Genomic DNA, 16991 nt, shown 5'->3' on the forward strand with positions numbered 1-16991 from the left:
CGATCAGGAACGATTTTCCAGGCAACTCGCCAGAAGGGCGCGCATTTTCTGGACACCCAGTTTTCGCGTGAGTTCAATATTACGGTCTGGAATGTCATCTACGTTCGGATAGTGCTCAATGGCCACTTCCAGGCTGGCTTCGCGCAGCAGATGCAGCATCGGGTAGGGCGATCGATTGGTGTAGTTCTCAGCATCATCCGGCCCGGTGCCAGCGAACTGATAGTGCGGGTGAAAACTGGCAACCTGGTAAACACCTTCCAGTTCCATAACCGCCAACAGGCCGTTGACTTCCTCCAGAAACTCGTTGTACCGGATGAAGTCGCCCAGTGCGTAGGGATGAATCAGCAGCGTGGCCTCCAGATCTGGCTCGTTATCCAGGCGCTGGAGTTCCTGCTGCAGATACTGCAGCAGGAACTCTTCGTTTGTCGCTTCGCACACCGTAAAACGCACGCTGCCTTTAGCGAGTTCGCGCTTGGCGAACGGACAGAAGTTCAACCCAACGACGACTGTGTCCACCCAGTTACGGGTGGCGCTAATAATGTCTGACTCGTTCACGCCCTATCCTCTTGTATAACCAAGTGCGTTCGCTGCGCTTACTTACGCATAACCGCGGCTGCGCAGGTATTCGTCGTAGCTGCCACTGAAGTCGATGACTCCGCTAGCGTCAAGCTCAATAATACGGGTCGCCAGGGACGATACAAACTCTCGGTCGTGGCTCACAAAAATAAGCGTGCCTTCGTAGTTTTCAAGAGCCAGGTTTAGCGCTTCAATCGACTCCATGTCCATGTGGTTGGTAGGTTCGTCCAGCAGCATCACGTTGGGCTGTTGTAAAATAAGTTTGCCAAACAGCATTCGGCCCTGTTCCCCTCCTGACAACACGTGAACAGATTTTTCGATGTCGTCGCTGGAAAACAGCATGCGACCCAATGTGCCGCGAATCACTTGCTCACCGCCGGTGGTCCAGCGTGCCATCCAATCGTTCAGGTTCATGTCCTGCGCGAAATCTGACGTATGGTCCTGGGCAAAATAGCCAACCTGAGCGCTGTCAGTCCACTTCACCTCACCGCTATCCGGCTGGTAAGCCCCTGTCAGACACTGTAAAAACGTGGTTTTTCCAACCCCATTGGGTCCAATGATCGCAACCCGTTCACCGGCTTCAATTTGCAGATTGAGTTTTTTGAACAGTGGGATGTCGGTGAAACCCTTGGTCAGTTCCTTCAGCGTTAACGCTTGGCGGTGAATCTTCTTACCCGATTCAAAACGGATAAACGGGCTGACACGGCTGGACGGTTTTACATCGTCCAGTTGAATCTTGTCGATCTGGCGCGCCCGCGAAGTGGCTTGTTTGGCTTTAGAGGCGTTGGCCGAAAAACGACTAACAAATTGCTGAAGCTCGGCAATTTGGGTCTTTTTCTTGGCGTTTTCTGACAGCATGCGCTCGCGGGCCTGGGTGGCAGCGGTCATGTACTCATCGTAGTTACCCGGGAACAAGCGCAACTCACCGTAATCCAGATCCGCCATGTGGGTGCACACGCTGTTCAGAAAGTGGCGGTCGTGCGAAATAATAATCATGGTGCTGTTGCGCGCCACCAGAATGCTTTCCAGCCAACGGATGGTGTTAATGTCCAAGTGGTTAGTGGGCTCGTCCAGCAACAACACATCCGGATTTGAAAACAGTGCTTGGGCCAGCAAAACCCGCAGCTTCCAGCCGGGCGCCAGTGCACTCATCGGGCCATCGTGCTGGTCCAGAGGAATGTCCAGGCCCAGCAATAACTCACCCGCGCGGGATTCCGAGGTATAACCGTCCATCTCGGCAAATTGCACTTCCAGATCCGCCACGGCCATACCATCGTCTTCGGTCATCTCTGGCAGCGAATAAATACGGTCGCGCTCTTTCTTCACCGTCCACAATTCTTCGTGACCCATGATCACGGTGTCAATCACCGTGGAGTTCTCGTAGGCGAACTGGTCCTGGTGTAACTTACCCAGGCGAATATTAGGATCGAGCATAATATGCCCGGAGGACGGCTCCAGATCGCCACCCATAATTTTCATTAGCGTCGACTTTCCACAACCGTTGGCACCAATCAGGCCATAGCGATTGCCGTTACCAAATTTGGCTGAGACGTTTTCGAACAGGGGCTTAGCCCCGAATTGCATCGTAATGTTAGCAGTAGCGATCAAGGCAGCAACCTGTAGACGTAAGGCCGGTTCCGGCAATTCACCAGTGAATCCGGAGTGGCTGAAAATAGACGACGTATTGTACAGGATTGCGCACAAAATGGTCAGCCAGCATTAACACTGACAAAAAGCTCTTGCCAGAGGCCGCCATGGCGGGCAGCATTCGCCCGTCGTCTTTAAACACACAAAATCATTTGAGGAAGCAAAGCATGGCACAAGCAACAGCGCGTCACATTCTGGTGGACACCGAAACAAAGTGTGAAGAACTGAAAAAAGACATTGAAGGCGGGCAGGATTTTGCCGAAGTCGCCAAGAAGCACTCATCTTGTCCGTCTGGCCGCAACGGCGGCGACCTGGGCTCCTTCGGCCCCGGCCAGATGGTTCCAGAATTCGACACCGTGGTTTTTAGCGCTGACCTGAACACCGTGCAGGGCCCGGTAAAAACCCAGTTCGGCTATCACCTGCTAGAAGTGACCAGCCGCGGCTGATCTTCTCGCCCGGCGAATCGCTCATGGCTCGCCGGGCGTTTAGTACAAACGACGCTCTAACATAACGACTATTTCGTAGTGGCCTAGGGTGCTAAAAACTGGCTCAACTGCTCGCCAATGCTCTCTACCGGCTCAATAACCGCTTGCTTCACACCACTGGATACCACGCGGGTAAAAGCCGCGCCAGCGTCGCTTTCCAGAAAGCGTAGATACTGCTCCATTTCCGCACCACTGATATCCTGGTAGGCATACAGGTAACTGTTAAACACCTGTTGCTCCACAACCCCTTTCAAAGCTGGACGCTGGCTTTCTATACGCTTTTGAAGAGTTTCGAAGTTCGCTGAATCACTGCTGAACGCTGCCATGGTAGACGCTAATCCAAGCTGCACCGCAATGGTGGTATCGACAGCGCTTTGAGTTGCGCGCGAAGCGCGGTTAAAACGCACAAAACTCTTGGCACGATCGGTATTACCGAATCTTTGGGCCAGCTGGCCAGCCTGAGCGCTAATTTGCGGCCACACCACCGGTGCTAACGCGGCGACTTCGGCTCTTGAGATTTTTTGCGCAACGGGCGTGTTGTACCAGTCAGCCACAGCTTGCAACTGCCCATTACTCAACTCAGCCTGCAGGCGGCCTGCCACCTGCTGCTCTATTTTCTGCGAATTAAAACTGTTGCTAACCACATACCCAACCGCATCGGCGACCATCGGCGGAACCTGCCCCGTCTGCTTAAGGCCATCGCGTATGCCCTGACTCATCATGGTGGGGTACTGAGCAATAATGTCGTCCATTGGCGAGGCTCTGAGCACTTGCCTGGCGTCCACCGTCTGCTGCTGTTTTGCAGCGGGTGACGTTGCCGCAACAGTAAACGCAGGGCTACCTAGCAGTGCCGCAGACATCAGGAAAACACAAATTTTGTTACCGCCCATCATACATGCCGCCATCCAAAGATAATGTGGGCTGTTTATGACACGACCAGCGCCCACGCGGCAAGTAAATCCCTGCGCGAGCGGATGACAGTTTGGTAGGGTTAATCGCCGTGCGGCACTCCGCAACGAGCACTAATACGTGGTGCTGAACTCCAGGCTAGCCTCAAGAGCTCGCAAGCGGGATACCAAAAAAGCCATTACCAGCCGCACCCGAGCCATTTGCTGGGTGTCCTGATTCACGTGTAGCCATAAATCCACACTTTCACCTTCCAGCGGCTCCGACAGGCGCCGCAATTCACGAGCGTCTTCACCTAGATAGCAGGGCAATACAGCCACCCCCGCGCCGCTGCGGGCCAGCGCCACCATTGCCTGCAAGCTATTACAACGAATTACCGAGGTTGCATGTTTCAGGTGGCGACGATACCAGCGCCCGGTAGCCAGCAGGCTGAAAGTTTCATCGGGGATAATCCAGCGCAACTGTTCCGGCCGCTGGTCGATATCGAAACCGCGGTTACGGCGACAGTATCCCGGGGTGGCATACACAGCGTATTGCATCGCCGCAATGCGCTCACCCTCCCATGTCGCCTGGGGTTTGTTTTCCGGGCGCAGGGTCAGATCGGCTTCGCGATGGCTCAGATTGCTGACGTCGTTGTCGGTCAGAATTTCCAGTTCGATGTCTGGGTACTTTATAAGCAGGCTTGCCAGAATCGGCGCTAACAGCTCAGTCATCAGCGTGTCCGGGGTGGCGATGCGTATTTTGCCCTCAAGCGCCGTTGTTTCCTGGCGCAGTTTGCGCTCCAGGTTTTCTATTTCTGCCGCCAGTTTTTCAGCCTCGTAAAAAGCCATCTCACCGGCCGCCGTCAGCTTCAAACCTTCGCGGCTGCGCTCGAAGAATCGAACTGCCAGGGCCTCTTCCATATGGTCAAGTCGACGCAACACCGTGGTTTGGTGCACACCCAGTATTTCTCCGGCTTTGGCGAGCGTTCCACCTATTGCCAAAGCGCGTACGTATCGTAGATAGTCCCAATCCATAAATCACTGCATATTTGCAACGTGGATAGGGATTATAACGTATTTATACTGCGAATATGAATATATATAGTTAGCAATATATTCGGCAAACACCCGACACTCACTGTTGAGAAATTTCTTTAAGGAGGAAAGCATTATGGTCACTAAGCCAGTCGCAACCGTTCACCAGTTGCCATCATCCATCCTCCACAACAGTGGCGCTGTCCGAAGCCAGTACACGCGTGAAGCCAGCCGTCTCATGATTCAGGCAATCGCACGCAAATTTCGCTCTTGGAACAAAAGAGCGGTGGCTGTGGCTAACGACATCGGCCAGGTGCAGGGCGGCCACTAAGCCAACCTGAAAATCAAAAAAACGCCGGCAAGCGCTAAGCTCCCGGCGTTTTTTGCGGATGGAATTTATTAATCGAAAACCCAATTGAAATAAAGCAACCATGAGACCCAGTCGCGTGCCATAGTCTATAGTGACTGACAAAGTGCATAACTAGAATCAACTATAATAAAAGGAAGAAATCGCCATGAGACTTTCACGCAGAGCGTCTTACACCACGGCCGCTTGGGCCTTCATAATGATTGGCTCAACCGCGTTTTTCCTGTCCAGCTATTTTGGATTTATGGGCTTTTAAGCCCACATTGAACCAGCGTTGCCGCTCCGCCCTAATCAAGTTAGTGGCAAACTGAATACGCAACTGAAGCTCGCTCAGCATTTGCCCTGCGAAGCAGGGATGGCAAATAACGCACAGGCAGCGCTGGGTGAGCCAATAGCCGCCCTATGGGCGCCACGATCTTGTAACTGCAGGCTCATACCGCCCTTCGCACCCTGCCTTGCCACGAGGAAATACTGTACACAATCAGCGCCAGCCAGATCACCATGAAACTTGTTAACTGAATAGGGCTTAAAGGCTCGTTGAAAACCAACAGGGCGATTACGAACTGCAACGTCGGGTTTATGTACATCAGAAAGCCAACAGTTGCTAACCTCAGGCGTCGCGCGGCGCCGGCGAATAGCAGCAGGGGAATGGCCGTCAACACGCCGCTGGCCATCAACAAACTGCCCGTGGGCAAATCCCGGGTAAAGTTCGAAGCGCCCGATGTCGCCAGCCAGCCAAAGGTCATTAAGCCCAAGGGCAGTAGCAGGAGGGTTTCCACGAATAAACCGGATAAACCGTCTAATTTAATCTGTTTACGTAAAAGGCCATACACGCCAAAACTGACTGCCAATACCAAAGTGATCCAAGGCAGCTCCCCCAACATGAACAACTGAAGCGCAATGCCAACGCCGGCGATAGCGACCGCTGCCATTTGCCAACGTCCCATCTGTTCACGCAACACCAGCATGCCCAAGGCGACATTCACCAGCGGCGTCAGAAAATAGCCGAGGCTGGCCTGCAACACGTGGCGGGTTTCAACGGCGTATATGTACACGCCCCAGTTAAGCGCAATAAGCAGCGCGCAGCCCAACACCCGCCAAAGTTGTCGCGGACTGGCAAAAGCGTCTTTTACAGGTTGCCAGCGCCTTAACCCGGAAATCAGGATGGCCAGAAACACACAGGACCAGATAATTCGATGCACCAGAATCTCAAGCGCCGGCACGCCCTGAAACAGCGCAAAAAATAGCGGGAATGAACCCCAAATAGTGTAAGCGCACACGCCATACCAAACGCCTTTAGTCTGTTCGGGCACTGAGCTCTCCGCTGTGAAACAGGCAATAAAGAAACCTCGGGCCCTACGCCCGTGGCGCAGCCCGAAGTGCAGGATCTATGATCAGTAAAATCAGAGATTAACGGATTATTTGCTGCTCAGTATCGCGAGCAACATTTGCGCCTGCTCGATCGCTTCGCTACCCAATGCGGTCAGGTAGCCGCCGTCGTCGCGGGTAATCAGACCTTTACTGAACAAGCGCTCTGCCGCCGAAACCAGCTCTGGGTCGGCCTCATTGCGATGTACTTTGATACCTTCCTGGGCGGACGATGAATCGAACTGGGTTAAAAGATTCAGCTCAGCCAGGTGATCTGCAGAGAATGCCATGTAATTTCCTCGTATAATGTCAGGTGTCCGGCTTCGCGCCGGTTGTTACAGTCTATACCATGAGCGCCATGAAACTTTCCCGTATTGTTAGCAACCAACCCGATATAAGCCGCAAACAAGCGAATTGGCTGATTGCTACCGGCCAAGTGTACGTTAACGACTTGAGCTGCCGAACGGCAGGCGCCGATGTGGACGAATTTGCGGCGGTCAGTGTCAACGGACAAACCTTACAGCAGGGCCATTGTGCCCACTATATTATGCTGAATAAACCGGCTGGTTATCTTAGCGCTACCGAAGATGATACGCACCCTACGGTTCTGCAATTGTTACCTTCCGCTTTAGGCCAAGGCCTGCACATTGCCGGTCGGCTGGATCGCGCCACTACCGGCCTGATGATACTGACCAATGACGGCACCTGGTCACGGCAATTAACGCTGCCCGGCATGGGTATTGCCAAGGTTTATCGGGTAGCAACCGCCTACCCGATTGGGCCAGACACGCCGCAGCGCTTTGCTGAGGGTATCTGGTTCGAATACGAGCAGCTCACCACAGCCCCCGCAATTCTTGAATTGCTGGAACCAACACTGGCACGGCTGACTATTTATGAAGGCCGTTATCACCAGGTGAAGCGCATGTTCCACGCCGAAGGCAATCGGGTCATTGCGCTACACCGTGAACAGATTGGCCACTTGCAATTAAACAGCGATTTGGCCGAGGGTCACTTCAGAATGCTGACGGGTTCAGAGATTGAAGGGCTGAATCGGTATTACACTTAAGGAATAAACCTTGTTGAAGCGATATAGTTCATGGCTATGAAATACGCCCACACGTTTTGCTCTCCGCTTCTCGCATTTTTTCTGGCATTTGCCAGCAGCGCGGCCTGTGGCGACACCATCAAGCGTATTGTGCACAGCGACGGCAGCGTGGAATTTTCCAATGTAAAAAGCGACAGCCCGCTGGCGTCGGATGGTGCAGCCACGGTGTACCGTTATCAAGACAAATACGGCGTGGTGTCCTACAGCGGTGAACGCCCGGCGAACGCAAAGTTTTCAGTGATTCGCTTCCACTGTTTTGCCTGTGATCCTTCGTCTACGGTAAATTGGGACACCACGCCGCTGTTTGCATCCCGCTACAATGAACAGATCGAGACGGCGGCCAAAGAGTTCAATGTAGATCCGGCCCTCGTTCGCGCCGTTATTCACGCCGAATCGGCATTCAATCCTAGGGCGCTGTCACCCAAAGGGGCACAGGGGCTTATGCAGCTAATGCCCGCCACTGCAAACGAGCTGGGGGTGGTTAACGCCATGGTTGCCGAAGACAACATTCGCGGTGGTGCAAATTATCTGGCGCAAATGCTGGCTCGCTTTCGGGGCGACACCAAGCTGGCCACCGCAGCCTACAACGCCGGCCCCGGAGCCGTTAGCCGCCACAATGGCATTCCGCCCTACGCAGAAACTCGGGCTTACGTAAAACGGGTGGGTATTCTGTACCGCCGTTACGCCGCGCTTTAACGCGCTTTTTCAAAACTCGCTCAAAGCCCAGAGTTCTTTTAACCCGTTCAGCTTACTCAGCCCAAAGCCAGCCAAACACCCACCAGCATCATCAGACTGCCTGAAATTCGATTGGCCAGCCGGACTTTATCACCACTGCGCAGAGCCCGGCGCAAGGTACGGCCGCCATTGGCATACAGCAACAAGCACAAAAATTCCATGCTCAGAATAATCAGTATCAGGGCCGTAAGCTGCGGTACTATTGGCAATGAGCTATCTATAAACGGCGGCAGCAAAACCACCAGAAACGCCCAGCCTTTAGGGTTGGCAATGGCGGTTATAAAACCCTGCGTGGCCAACTGCCAGCGGGTGCTGCTCGGCAATATCGCGCCTTCTTCCGGCATCGCCATTTTGCCGCGGGAACGCCATAGTTGTACGCCCAACCATATCAAATAGGCACCCCCCGCGACTTTGGCAACTTCAAACACGGTGGGATAACCCAGCATAAATGTAGCCACGCCTACAGCAGACGCGATGGCCACAATACCAACGCCCAGCAGTTCGCCGATCATCATCCACAGCGCCCTGCGCACACCCACAGTAATGCCCAGCGACAAAGCTAGGGTCATGCACATGCCGGGGGTGATAGACACCACAAAAAAGGTGGGCAGAAACACCGACAACAACGCCAAATTCAAAACCGACATAACCATCCTTAAACGTTTGCAGCGACGCTGCACATAAATTTCCCGGCATAACGCCGCTACAGCAACACGCTGACAATGCCCACACTGCTAACGATGAACAGCACAATGCCCAGCAGGCGGAAAAACACAGGCGTTTCAGCTTTCAAAATACGGTCGTGAAAGCGCAGCCCTATAACGTGACCGATGGCAGCGCAGGGCAACAGCCACAGATGGTGAATCAGCTGCAGATCCAGCCCAACCCAGATAAACGCAGCCAGTTTGATCAGCACTAGAATAAACCAGAGACCAAACAAGGTGTCGCGCAGCTTTTCCCGGGGCAGATGCTGCGCCGCTACCGCAATAATCAACGGTGCGCCGATCAGCGAGGTACCGCTGATGTAACCACCGGCCATCAGCAAACCCACGTCCACCGCTTTGCTGTTGCTGCGAAAAGGCCGGTTGAGGATATAAGACACCGAATAAATCGCAACAATCACAAATATGATGGAGCTAAGCACATTCGCTGGCAGCGTGAACAGCCCAAACACGCCAATCAGTTTGGGTACTATCATAATGCGGAGCATACGCCACAGGTAAGGCCAATCCACCGTGCTCTCTACCGTGCTTTCCCGCGCTGTTACAGCTGCATCCGGCCCAAAGCCGGTTAATGTCTGGCCGCTTTTATCGCCCTTATAGCTTTGATTGCGGCGGTTGTTCATCCAAATGGTGAGTGATGAAAACACCAACAGGTGAACGGCTATGATCGGCAAAAAAACCAGTGGGGCGTCTTTTACCAGCAGCAAAAACGGCAACGACAATACAGCCCCACCGAAGCCCAATCCGGAGCGTACAAAACCGCTCCAAATGAAGATTAGCGCAATCAAACCGTACTGAATTAGAGAAAGATCTGACATAACGTCCTGAGCGGTAGGAACAAATTCGTTCGAGTGTAACGGTTTTTCAATAAAAAACACCGGGCAAAGCCCGGTGCAACCTACGTAATTTATCCGCCGTGGCGGCTTACCAGAGCGTTTAATCGCTCACTGGGCCCTCCTTGATGGAAGAACGCATGCGCCGGCGTAATATTGGCCCGACCAGCGTTGGCAGCACCAGGCCCAAACCAGCAACCAGCCACAAACCAATGGCCAAAGGGCTAGACCAGAGTGTCATCCAGTCTCCGTCAGACAATATCAACGCGTGACCCAGGTTCTTTTCCATTTCTGGCCCCAACAGCAGGCCTAGAATAATGGGAACCATGGGAATTTCCAGTTTGCGCAGAATAAACCCGCCAACTCCAAACACAATCATGAAGTACAGATCAAAGGTGCTGTGGCTAATGGAGTAAATACCCACAAACGCTACCATGGTAACAATCGGCAGTAGATACATAGGCGGTACCGACAGCAACCGAACAAACACGCCAATCATCGGAATGTTCAGTATCAGCAGCAATACGTTGCCAATCAACAGCGCTGCGATCACTCCCCACACAATGTCGGCGTTCTGGGTAAACATTAACGGCCCTGGCGTGATATTCAGGGAAATCAGCATGGCTAGCAACACCGCCGTGGTGCCACTACCCGGTACCCCTAAGGTCAACATGGGTACCAAAGCGCCCGATGCCGCACCGTTGTTGCCCGCTTCTGGCGCCACAACACCGCGAATGTCACCTTCGCCAAAGCGACCTTTTTTGCCGATCACCGACTTTTCAAGGGTGTAGCTGATAAAGCTACCCAAAGACGCACCCGCCCCCGGCAACACACCGGCAATAAAACCCAGCACACCACCGCGCAGTTGGGTGGGAATAGTCGACACAATTTCTTTGAAGCTCAGCGTCAGTTTCCCCACCTTCACTTTGCTGCGGCCTTTGCCCATTCGTGCTTCAACAAAAAACAACAGCTCAGATATGGCGAACAGCCCAACAATCGCCAATATGAAGTCGATACCTTCATACAGCTCCAGCACACCGGCGGTATAACGCTGGGTGCCAGTAGATATGTCGATACCCACGGTAGAAATCATGATGCCAAGCGCTGCAGCAATCACCGTTTTCATCGGATTTTTGCCGGTTATGCCGCCAAGAGTGGCGAACGCCAGCAAAAAAAGAGCGAAATATTCCACCGGCCCGAAGGTCAGTGCGAATCGCGCCAGCACCGGTGCCAATATGATCAGCCCTATCGTGCCGATCAGACTCCCCGCGAAGGACGCAATCGCTGAAATGGCCAAAGCATCTGCCGCACGGCCTTGTTGCGCCATGGGATAACCGTCCAGGCAGGTCATCATGGCTGGCTCGTCGCCCGGTATGTTTAGCAGGATGGACGAAATTCGCCCGCCGTACATAGCACCGGCATAAACCGAGGTCAGCAGAATCATCGCCGTTTCCGGTGGCAACCCCAAGGTGAAGGCCAGCGGAATAAGAATGGCAACGCCGTTAGCCGGGCCCAGGCCTGGCAAGCAACCAATCAGGGTGCCGACAAAGGCGCCGAACAATGCAAACATCAGGTTGTACGGCGTTAGCGCCACCGCAAACCCGTCCATCAGAAAGCCAATAGTTTCCATGGTCAGAAGCCTCCCAGCAGGCCGTTAGGCAGGCTTAGCGACAAGCCATAGTTGAACAATCCAAACACCACAACGGCACTGATTAAACCGGTCACAAATGCCCGCCGTGGCGGCGCACCCATGCGCCAGCTTAAGACGCCGACAGCCAACGTGGTGGATATGATAAAGCCCAATGGCTCAAGCAGCAGTGCATAAACCACCAGCACAATGATGGAAATCACCAGTTCCAAAGCGGACTTTCCCACCGGCCATTTGGCATCGGCGTCTGGTTTGATCATCAGGTACAGGCTGCCCACCACCAGCACAATCGCCAGAATGGTGGGAAAAGTTTCTGGCCCTACGCCCTCGGCACCGCCGAAGGGTTCAGGCCATTGCTGTGCTACCCAGCCATAGGCAACCGCCACTACCAGCAGGCACAAGCCCAGAATACGGTCGCCCATGCCGGTCATTTTAGTAGACCGATTTCCCGGGACAGGTTTTCAATGTCCTGCACCTGGTTGGTTACAAAGCTTTCAAACTCGCCGGCCTTGGGATGAAACGGAATCAGACCGTTGCTTTTCATCACGGCTTTCCACTCTTCGCTGGCGTAAATAGTGTCCATCGCTTCTACCCAGTATTGCTGAGCTTCTTTCGAGGTGTCTTTGGGCATATAAAACCCGCGCCAGTTGGGGCCAAGTGCATCAATACCCTGTTCGCGGGCCGTAGGGATGTTGCCAAATTTGCCCGGCAGACGTTCTTCGGAAAGCACCGCCAGTACGCGCAAATCGCCCGATTCCATAAAGCCGGTCGCTTCAGATACGTCACCGGTAAAGGCATCCACCTGGCCACCCACTACCTGAGTCATGGCTTCGCCGCCGTTGTTATAAGACAGATAAGGAATAGAAGGCAGCTTGTCGGCACCCGCCGCTTTTGCTGCAATCAGCACTTTCAAGTGGTCCCAACCGCCGCGAGCACTGCCGCCAGCAAACTTCACCGCGCGCGGGTCTTTTTTCAACGCGTCCATCAACTGGTTGAGGTTTTGGTACTCGGAATCTTTGCTCACGGCGATAATGCCGTAGTCGGCTCCCAAAGCGCCGATCCACTTCACCATGGACGCGTCCATACTCGGAAACTGCTTCTGTGCCAAGCGTGTGGTGGTCGCGGTAGACGCTGCAACAATCAGCTTGTCGTCGTTTTTACGCTTGCTAACCGTGTGGGCATAAGCCACGCCGCCGCCGGCGCCAGCCATGTTGACGGTTTGTACAGAGCCTTCTACCAGCTTAAGCTGCTGCATAACGTTGCCAACACTGCGGCAGGTGAAATCCCAGCCGCCGCCCGGGTCAGCCGGAGCCAGGCACTCTACTTTTCCGCTGGGCTGCCAGGCCATGGCAGACATACTAAAAGCGGCCGCCGCCGCGAGTGTTATTGCTCTTTTAATAAACATACACATCACCTTTTTGTTGTTTCACTAAGCACCATAGAAGGCAATCCGTAATTGCTGAAGCTTGCGGGCGTAACGGATATATAAAAACTAACGTTCATTTTGTGCATTAAGTTCACGAGCAAAACCGGTTACGGTGTTTTAACCTGAAGAATTCGGGCGCGCAGCGCCGATGGACTAAGCTGACGGACGTCTATGCCTGTAAAGCGACGCACTAAACTTAAAACCCGCATGATTCTCACCCTGGGTCTGGTAAGTGTTCTACAGACCGTGTTTATTGGCGTGTTTGCCGGTTATTACCTCAGCGAATCCCTTTACAACGAGATTGGCCAACGGGCCTTGATGGTCGCCAAAACCATTGCCGCCAGCCCTGCGGTTATCCGCGGTATACAGCAGCGGAATCTTGACGATCTCAACACCCTCACCCACACCCTGGCCCAAACAAACGAAGCCCTGTTTATTGTGATTGGCGATCACGACGCCATTCGCCTGGCGCACCCTTTACCCGAGCGCATCGGGCGCTCCATGGCCGACGACGAAGGCGATTATGGCCGCCGCGCACTGGTGGAGGGAAAGGGCTATGTCGCCCGTGCGCTCGGCAACCTGGGCGAATCCATGCGAGGCAAAGCGCCGGTGTTTGAACCAGACAGTGGCGCGATTATTGGAATCGTGTCGGTGGGCTACAGCGTAAGCCAGGTAGAGACCACCGTGCAGCGATACAATTTTGTCCTGTACGGGGTTCTGGGGGTGGTTTTACTGATTAGCATTCTGGCGGCGGTGGTGATTGCCAGTCGTTTCAAGCGCGCTATTTTTGGCCTGGAACCGGAGGAAATCGCCGGTCTGTTCCAAGAGCGCAACGCTACGCTGCAATCGGTGCGTGAAGGCATTATTGCCATTAACCGCGACGGCATTATCACCACGGTGAATCGTGCGGCTCTGCTCACTCTTGGGCTTGATACCGAGATGCCGGTGTTAGGGCGCCCAATTCACGAGATACTGCCGGAGAGCGGTTTAATGTCCGTTCTGGCCACCGGCACGCCAGAATTCGACCGCGAAGTGTGGCTGCGCAACCGCCAGATGGTGGTCAACAGGCTGCCAATGCGCCAAGGCACCGACATAATCGGCGTGGTGTCCAGCTTCCGTTTGCGGAACGAGCTGGATCAAGTCAGCCAGCAGCTCACCCGCATCCAGCAATACGCCGATACTCTGCGCAGCCAAACCCACGAGTACTCCAACAAGCTGCACACCATCGCAGGGCTGATACAGCTGGGTGCCTACAAAGACGCTCTGGGGCTTATTGGCAGCGAAGTCAGCAGCCATCAGGCACTGATTCATTTGCTGCTGGAAGCCGTGCCTGACCCCATCATTGCCGGTTGCCTATTGGGCAAACACAACCGTGCCCGGGAAATGGGCTTACATCTGGACATAGACCCGGATAGCCAGATGACGGACCTGCCGCACAATTTACCGCGAGAACAACTGGTCAGCGTGCTCGGCAACCTGATTGATAACGCGCTGGAAGCCACTCGTCGACATACCGGTGCCAATGGCCGGGTACAGCTGTCGATGACCGATCTTGGCCAAGAGCTGATATTCGAGGTGGAAGACCAAGGCCCGGGCATTCCTCTGGACGTTCAGAACCGAATGTTTGAAAAGGGTGTTACCAGCAAAACAGGCACCCATCACGGCTTTGGCCTGCATCTGGTGCGCCAGTTTCTGGACAGCTGGGGTGGCTCGGTGACGGTGGAAAACCTGAAAGCCGCTGGCGGCAGCCGCTTCACCTTATATTTACCAAAAACACCCACCGGAAGGAGCCAACCTTGCCCCCCATCCGACTGCTGATTGCTGAAGACGACCGCCAGATTGCGGAAATCCAGCGCCGCTTTATCCAGCGGTTAAAGCAGGTAGAACTTTGCGGCATTGCCCATACCCTGGCCGATGCCCGCGAACAGGCCGACGTATTAAAGCCTGACCTGATACTGCTCGACGTGTATTTCCCCGACGGCAACGGATTAGATTTACTACGTGAGCTACGCGCCAGTAATAGCAGCAGCGACGTGATCCTGATCACCGCCGCCAAAGAAGTAGAAACATTGCGGACCGCCCTGCGCGGTGGCGTGTTTGATTACATCCTGAAACCCTTGGTATTCGAACGCCTGGAAGAAGCCATTAAACGCTTCTGTGATCATGCTGAACGACTGTCGGCACTGAAGCATTTAGGACAGGACGAAGTAGACGCTCTGCTCCCGCGCAACAGCGGCGAAAATGGCAACGACAACCATCACCGACTGCCCAAAGGCATTGATGTGCTTACGCTAGACCGGATTCGTGAGGTCGTTGCCGACGGCAAGCCCTGGAGTGCAGAGGAAGTGGGCGGCGTCATGGGTGCATCGCGCACCACAGCCAGACGCTATCTCGAATATATGACCGGAACCAGAACCCTGGTGGCCGAAGTGACCTATGGCAGTGTTGGCCGGCCGGAAAGACGCTACCGAATGCAGCGCCTAACGGCCTGAACACGCCCCGCCCGGCCTTAGCTCTTTGTAGATAACTCTACAACGCCAGACGGAACACCCGCCTGCTATATCAGCTTCTGCGCCCGCGCCATGGCAAACGCAGCCTGCGGGCCTGTCCACAGCGATGGCAGAATAATCAGCGACACCGGAATGGCGGTTAGCACAATAAACTGCTGCAACACACCAATCTGGCCGGCACCCATGTACAACAGAATCGCCGCCATAACAGCCATGGCTCCGCCCCAAAAGGCGCGAATGGCGTAGTGCGGTTCATCGTGGCCTGCGCCTACGGTGGCAATGGCATAGCTCATGGAGTCGCCGGTGGTGGCCACGAAAATGGTGGTCAACAGTAGCACGGCTGCGGCCATCATTACGCCGCCGGGTAAGTTCTTGGCAACCGTTAGTGTGGCTTGATCAAAACGGAACGCGTTCAGCGCTTCGGTTAGGTCAAACACACCCGTGAGCTGGTAATAAACACCCGAACCACCCAGCAGGGTAAACCAGATGGTGGTGGCGATCGGTGCCAGAATGGATACCGCCAAAATAGTTTGGCGAATGGTGCGACCGCGAGAAATACGCGCCACAAAAATCGACATCAGTGGGGTGTAGCCAATAAACCAGGCAAAGAAAAATACCGTCCACCATTTCATCCACCATTCGGGCGCCGTTTCACTGGTCATGGTGGCCATAGCGAAGAACGACGTCAGATACTCGCCCATAGACGCCATATAGGTATTGACTAAAAACAAGGTGGGGCCAAACGCGAAGATCACCGCACCGATGACCAGTGCTAAAATGACATTGAACCGGCTCAGCAACTGAATACCACGGTGAATACCACTGACCGCCGAGGCCACGTAAACAGCGGCCAGCAGGCCAAGAATGACCAATTGGGTGCTGAATTCGTCTGCCACGCCGAACAATTCATGCAGGCCGAAACTCATCTGTGTGGCCAAAAAGCCAATGGGGCCGACGGTACCGGCAACCACCGCGATGACGCACATGGCGTCAACAACGCCGCCTAACCAGCTGCTCATAATGCGCTCACCAAACACCGGGTACAGCAAGGTACGCGGCTGTAGTGGTTTGCCCTGAACATAGTGGGCGTGAGCCAGAACCATCGCGGTTAACGACCCGAGTACGCTCCAGGCTAAAAACCCCCAGTGCATAAACGCTTGAGCCATGGCCGGCGCAACGGCTTGTGCCGTGCCGGCTTCGGTGTCAAACGCCGGTGGCGTTACCACAAAGTGATACACCGGCTCGCCAGCAGCAAAAAACACACCACCACCCGCCAGCAGAGTACATAGAATCATCGACAGCCAGCGGAAGGTGCTGAATTCAGGCTTTTCCATACCGCCCAGGCGGGCGGCACCAGCGCGGCTAACGGCCACACCCATCGCAATGAAGAAGGTCAGTAACAGCAACAACTGAAAAAAGGTGCCCATATACTTGGCCGTCCAGGCGAAGCCCACGTCAATCACGGCAGCAAGACTGTCGGCATCCATCAGCGACCAGCCTACGAACAGCAATATAAAGCCAATGGTGAGAACCAGTACAACAGGATCACCAAAGCGGTGGGCGTCTGCGGAGCCAGCGGGGGAAGAATCAGAGGAGGTGGAACGGAGGCTATCGGTAGTGCTTGCCGTGCTTGAAGACATTTATCAA

18 protein-coding genes are annotated in these 16991 nt (G+C 54.4%); 6 read left to right on the top strand and 12 right to left on the bottom strand.

Annotated elements, in window-relative coordinates:
- Positions 1 to 3 precede the first annotated feature (3 nt).
- Positions 4 to 555, bottom strand: a complete 552-nt coding sequence (locus tag ABA45_RS13370; protein WP_048386877.1) for a DUF1415 domain-containing protein — start codon at positions 553 to 555, stop codon at positions 4 to 6.
- A 42-nt stretch (positions 556 to 597) separates the two neighbouring features.
- Positions 598 to 2184, bottom strand: coding sequence for an ABC-F family ATPase (locus ABA45_RS13375; protein WP_048389068.1), 1587 nt, complete (start codon positions 2182 to 2184; stop codon positions 598 to 600).
- Between the two features lie 206 nt (positions 2185 to 2390).
- Between ABA45_RS13375 and ABA45_RS13380 the strand changes: the two genes are divergently transcribed.
- Positions 2391 to 2669: a peptidylprolyl isomerase gene (locus ABA45_RS13380; protein WP_014872114.1), complete on the top strand. Its 279-nt coding sequence runs from the start codon at positions 2391 to 2393 to the stop codon at positions 2667 to 2669.
- Between the two features lie 83 nt (positions 2670 to 2752).
- On the opposite strand, the gene ABA45_RS13385 is transcribed toward ABA45_RS13380, so the two are convergent.
- On the bottom strand, positions 2753 to 3601 hold the full coding sequence (locus tag ABA45_RS13385) for a DUF2059 domain-containing protein (protein WP_048386879.1): 849 nt from the start codon (positions 3599 to 3601) through the stop codon (positions 2753 to 2755).
- Positions 3602 to 3730: 129 nt separating this feature from the next.
- The gene (locus ABA45_RS13390) at positions 3731 to 4630 is read right to left on the bottom strand and encodes a LysR family transcriptional regulator (protein WP_048386884.1); all 900 of its coding nucleotides are present in this window, start codon (positions 4628 to 4630) and stop codon (positions 3731 to 3733) included.
- Between the two features lie 136 nt (positions 4631 to 4766).
- Between ABA45_RS13390 and ABA45_RS13395 the strand changes: the two genes are divergently transcribed.
- Positions 4767 to 4961, top strand: a complete 195-nt coding sequence (locus tag ABA45_RS13395; RefSeq protein WP_048386886.1) for a hypothetical protein — start codon at positions 4767 to 4769, stop codon at positions 4959 to 4961.
- A gap of 467 nt (positions 4962 to 5428) precedes the next feature.
- Here ABA45_RS13395 and rarD read toward each other — a convergent pair whose 3' ends face one another.
- Complete coding sequence (gene rarD / locus ABA45_RS13400; protein WP_048386887.1) at positions 5429 to 6310, bottom strand: EamA family transporter RarD; 882 nt, start codon at positions 6308 to 6310, stop codon at positions 5429 to 5431.
- A gap of 105 nt (positions 6311 to 6415) precedes the next feature.
- Complete coding sequence (locus ABA45_RS13405; RefSeq protein WP_014872120.1) at positions 6416 to 6655, bottom strand: TIGR02647 family protein; 240 nt, start codon at positions 6653 to 6655, stop codon at positions 6416 to 6418.
- 68 nt (positions 6656 to 6723) lie between these two features.
- On the opposite strand from ABA45_RS13405, the gene ABA45_RS13410 reads away from it, so the two are divergent.
- Entirely contained in the window at positions 6724 to 7431 is a 708-nt protein-coding gene (locus ABA45_RS13410) for a pseudouridine synthase (protein WP_048389071.1), read from the top strand.
- A gap of 36 nt (positions 7432 to 7467) precedes the next feature.
- Positions 7468 to 8166: a lytic transglycosylase domain-containing protein gene (locus ABA45_RS13415; protein ID WP_048389073.1), complete on the top strand. Its 699-nt coding sequence runs from the start codon at positions 7468 to 7470 to the stop codon at positions 8164 to 8166.
- A 56-nt stretch (positions 8167 to 8222) separates the two neighbouring features.
- Here ABA45_RS13415 and ABA45_RS13420 read toward each other — a convergent pair whose 3' ends face one another.
- The 5 genes from ABA45_RS13420 to ABA45_RS13440 all read right to left on the bottom strand — a co-directional run bounded on the left by ABA45_RS13420 (position 8223) and on the right by ABA45_RS13440 (position 12813).
- Positions 8223 to 8852 carry a LysE family translocator gene (locus ABA45_RS13420; protein ID WP_048386891.1) on the bottom strand — a complete coding sequence of 210 codons (630 nt, stop codon included), beginning with the start codon at positions 8850 to 8852 and terminating at the stop codon, positions 8223 to 8225.
- 56 nt (positions 8853 to 8908) lie between these two features.
- On the bottom strand, positions 8909 to 9745 hold the full coding sequence (locus ABA45_RS13425) for a sulfite exporter TauE/SafE family protein (RefSeq protein WP_048389075.1): 837 nt from the start codon (positions 9743 to 9745) through the stop codon (positions 8909 to 8911).
- 118 nt (positions 9746 to 9863) lie between these two features.
- Entirely contained in the window at positions 9864 to 11390 is a 1527-nt protein-coding gene (locus ABA45_RS13430) for a tripartite tricarboxylate transporter permease (RefSeq protein ID WP_048386897.1), read from the bottom strand.
- A 2-nt stretch (positions 11391 to 11392) separates the two neighbouring features.
- Positions 11393 to 11839: a tripartite tricarboxylate transporter TctB family protein gene (locus tag ABA45_RS13435; protein ID WP_014872125.1), complete on the bottom strand. Its 447-nt coding sequence runs from the start codon at positions 11837 to 11839 to the stop codon at positions 11393 to 11395.
- Positions 11836 to 12813 (bottom strand): Bug family tripartite tricarboxylate transporter substrate binding protein, encoded by a 978-nt coding sequence (locus ABA45_RS13440; RefSeq protein WP_048386899.1) that lies wholly within the window; start codon positions 12811 to 12813, stop codon positions 11836 to 11838. The genes ABA45_RS13435 and ABA45_RS13440 overlap by 4 nt, the downstream gene beginning before the upstream one ends.
- A gap of 192 nt (positions 12814 to 13005) precedes the next feature.
- Here ABA45_RS13440 and ABA45_RS13445 point away from each other — a divergent pair, with 192 nt between their 5' ends.
- Together ABA45_RS13445 and ABA45_RS13450 are read left to right on the top strand one after the other, a co-directional pair.
- The gene (locus ABA45_RS13445) at positions 13006 to 14652 is read left to right on the top strand and encodes an ATP-binding protein (protein ID WP_048386901.1); all 1647 of its coding nucleotides are present in this window, start codon (positions 13006 to 13008) and stop codon (positions 14650 to 14652) included.
- Complete coding sequence (locus ABA45_RS13450) at positions 14631 to 15326, top strand: response regulator (RefSeq protein WP_048386904.1); 696 nt, start codon at positions 14631 to 14633, stop codon at positions 15324 to 15326. The genes ABA45_RS13445 and ABA45_RS13450 overlap by 22 nt, the downstream gene beginning before the upstream one ends.
- A gap of 65 nt (positions 15327 to 15391) precedes the next feature.
- On the opposite strand, the gene ABA45_RS13455 is transcribed toward ABA45_RS13450, so the two are convergent.
- Complete coding sequence (locus tag ABA45_RS13455) at positions 15392 to 16984, bottom strand: BCCT family transporter (RefSeq protein ID WP_048386906.1); 1593 nt, start codon at positions 16982 to 16984, stop codon at positions 15392 to 15394.
- Positions 16985 to 16991 lie beyond the last annotated feature (7 nt).

Source organism: Marinobacter psychrophilus (assembly GCF_001043175.1).
GTDB lineage: Bacteria > Pseudomonadota > Gammaproteobacteria > Pseudomonadales > Oleiphilaceae > Marinobacter > Marinobacter psychrophilus.

Bases quoted from the DNA above. Each gene is read 5' to 3' on its own strand.
- ABA45_RS13380 (WP_014872114.1), top strand. From the start codon at position 2,391: ATGGCACAAGCAACAGCGCGTCACATTCTGGTGGACACCGAAACAAAG.
- ABA45_RS13385 (WP_048386879.1), bottom strand. From the start codon at position 3,601: ATGATGGGCGGTAACAAAATTTGTGTTTTCCTGATGTCTGCGGCACTG.
- ABA45_RS13390 (WP_048386884.1), bottom strand. From the start codon at position 4,630: ATGGATTGGGACTATCTACGATACGTACGCGCTTTGGCAATAGGTGGA.
- ABA45_RS13395 (WP_048386886.1), top strand. From the start codon at position 4,767: ATGGTCACTAAGCCAGTCGCAACCGTTCACCAGTTGCCATCATCCATC.
- ABA45_RS13405 (WP_014872120.1), bottom strand. From the start codon at position 6,655: ATGGCATTCTCTGCAGATCACCTGGCTGAGCTGAATCTTTTAACCCAG.
- ABA45_RS13410 (WP_048389071.1), top strand. From the start codon at position 6,724: ATGAAACTTTCCCGTATTGTTAGCAACCAACCCGATATAAGCCGCAAA.
- ABA45_RS13415 (WP_048389073.1), top strand. From the start codon at position 7,468: ATGAAATACGCCCACACGTTTTGCTCTCCGCTTCTCGCATTTTTTCTG.
- ABA45_RS13420 (WP_048386891.1), bottom strand. From the start codon at position 8,852: ATGTCGGTTTTGAATTTGGCGTTGTTGTCGGTGTTTCTGCCCACCTTT.
- ABA45_RS13425 (WP_048389075.1), bottom strand. From the start codon at position 9,745: ATGTCAGATCTTTCTCTAATTCAGTACGGTTTGATTGCGCTAATCTTC.
- ABA45_RS13430 (WP_048386897.1), bottom strand. From the start codon at position 11,390: ATGGAAACTATTGGCTTTCTGATGGACGGGTTTGCGGTGGCGCTAACG.
- ABA45_RS13435 (WP_014872125.1), bottom strand. From the start codon at position 11,839: ATGACCGGCATGGGCGACCGTATTCTGGGCTTGTGCCTGCTGGTAGTG.
- ABA45_RS13440 (WP_048386899.1), bottom strand. From the start codon at position 12,813: ATGTTTATTAAAAGAGCAATAACACTCGCGGCGGCGGCCGCTTTTAGT.
- ABA45_RS13445 (WP_048386901.1), top strand. From the start codon at position 13,006: ATGCCTGTAAAGCGACGCACTAAACTTAAAACCCGCATGATTCTCACC.
- ABA45_RS13455 (WP_048386906.1), bottom strand. From the start codon at position 16,984: ATGTCTTCAAGCACGGCAAGCACTACCGATAGCCTCCGTTCCACCTCC.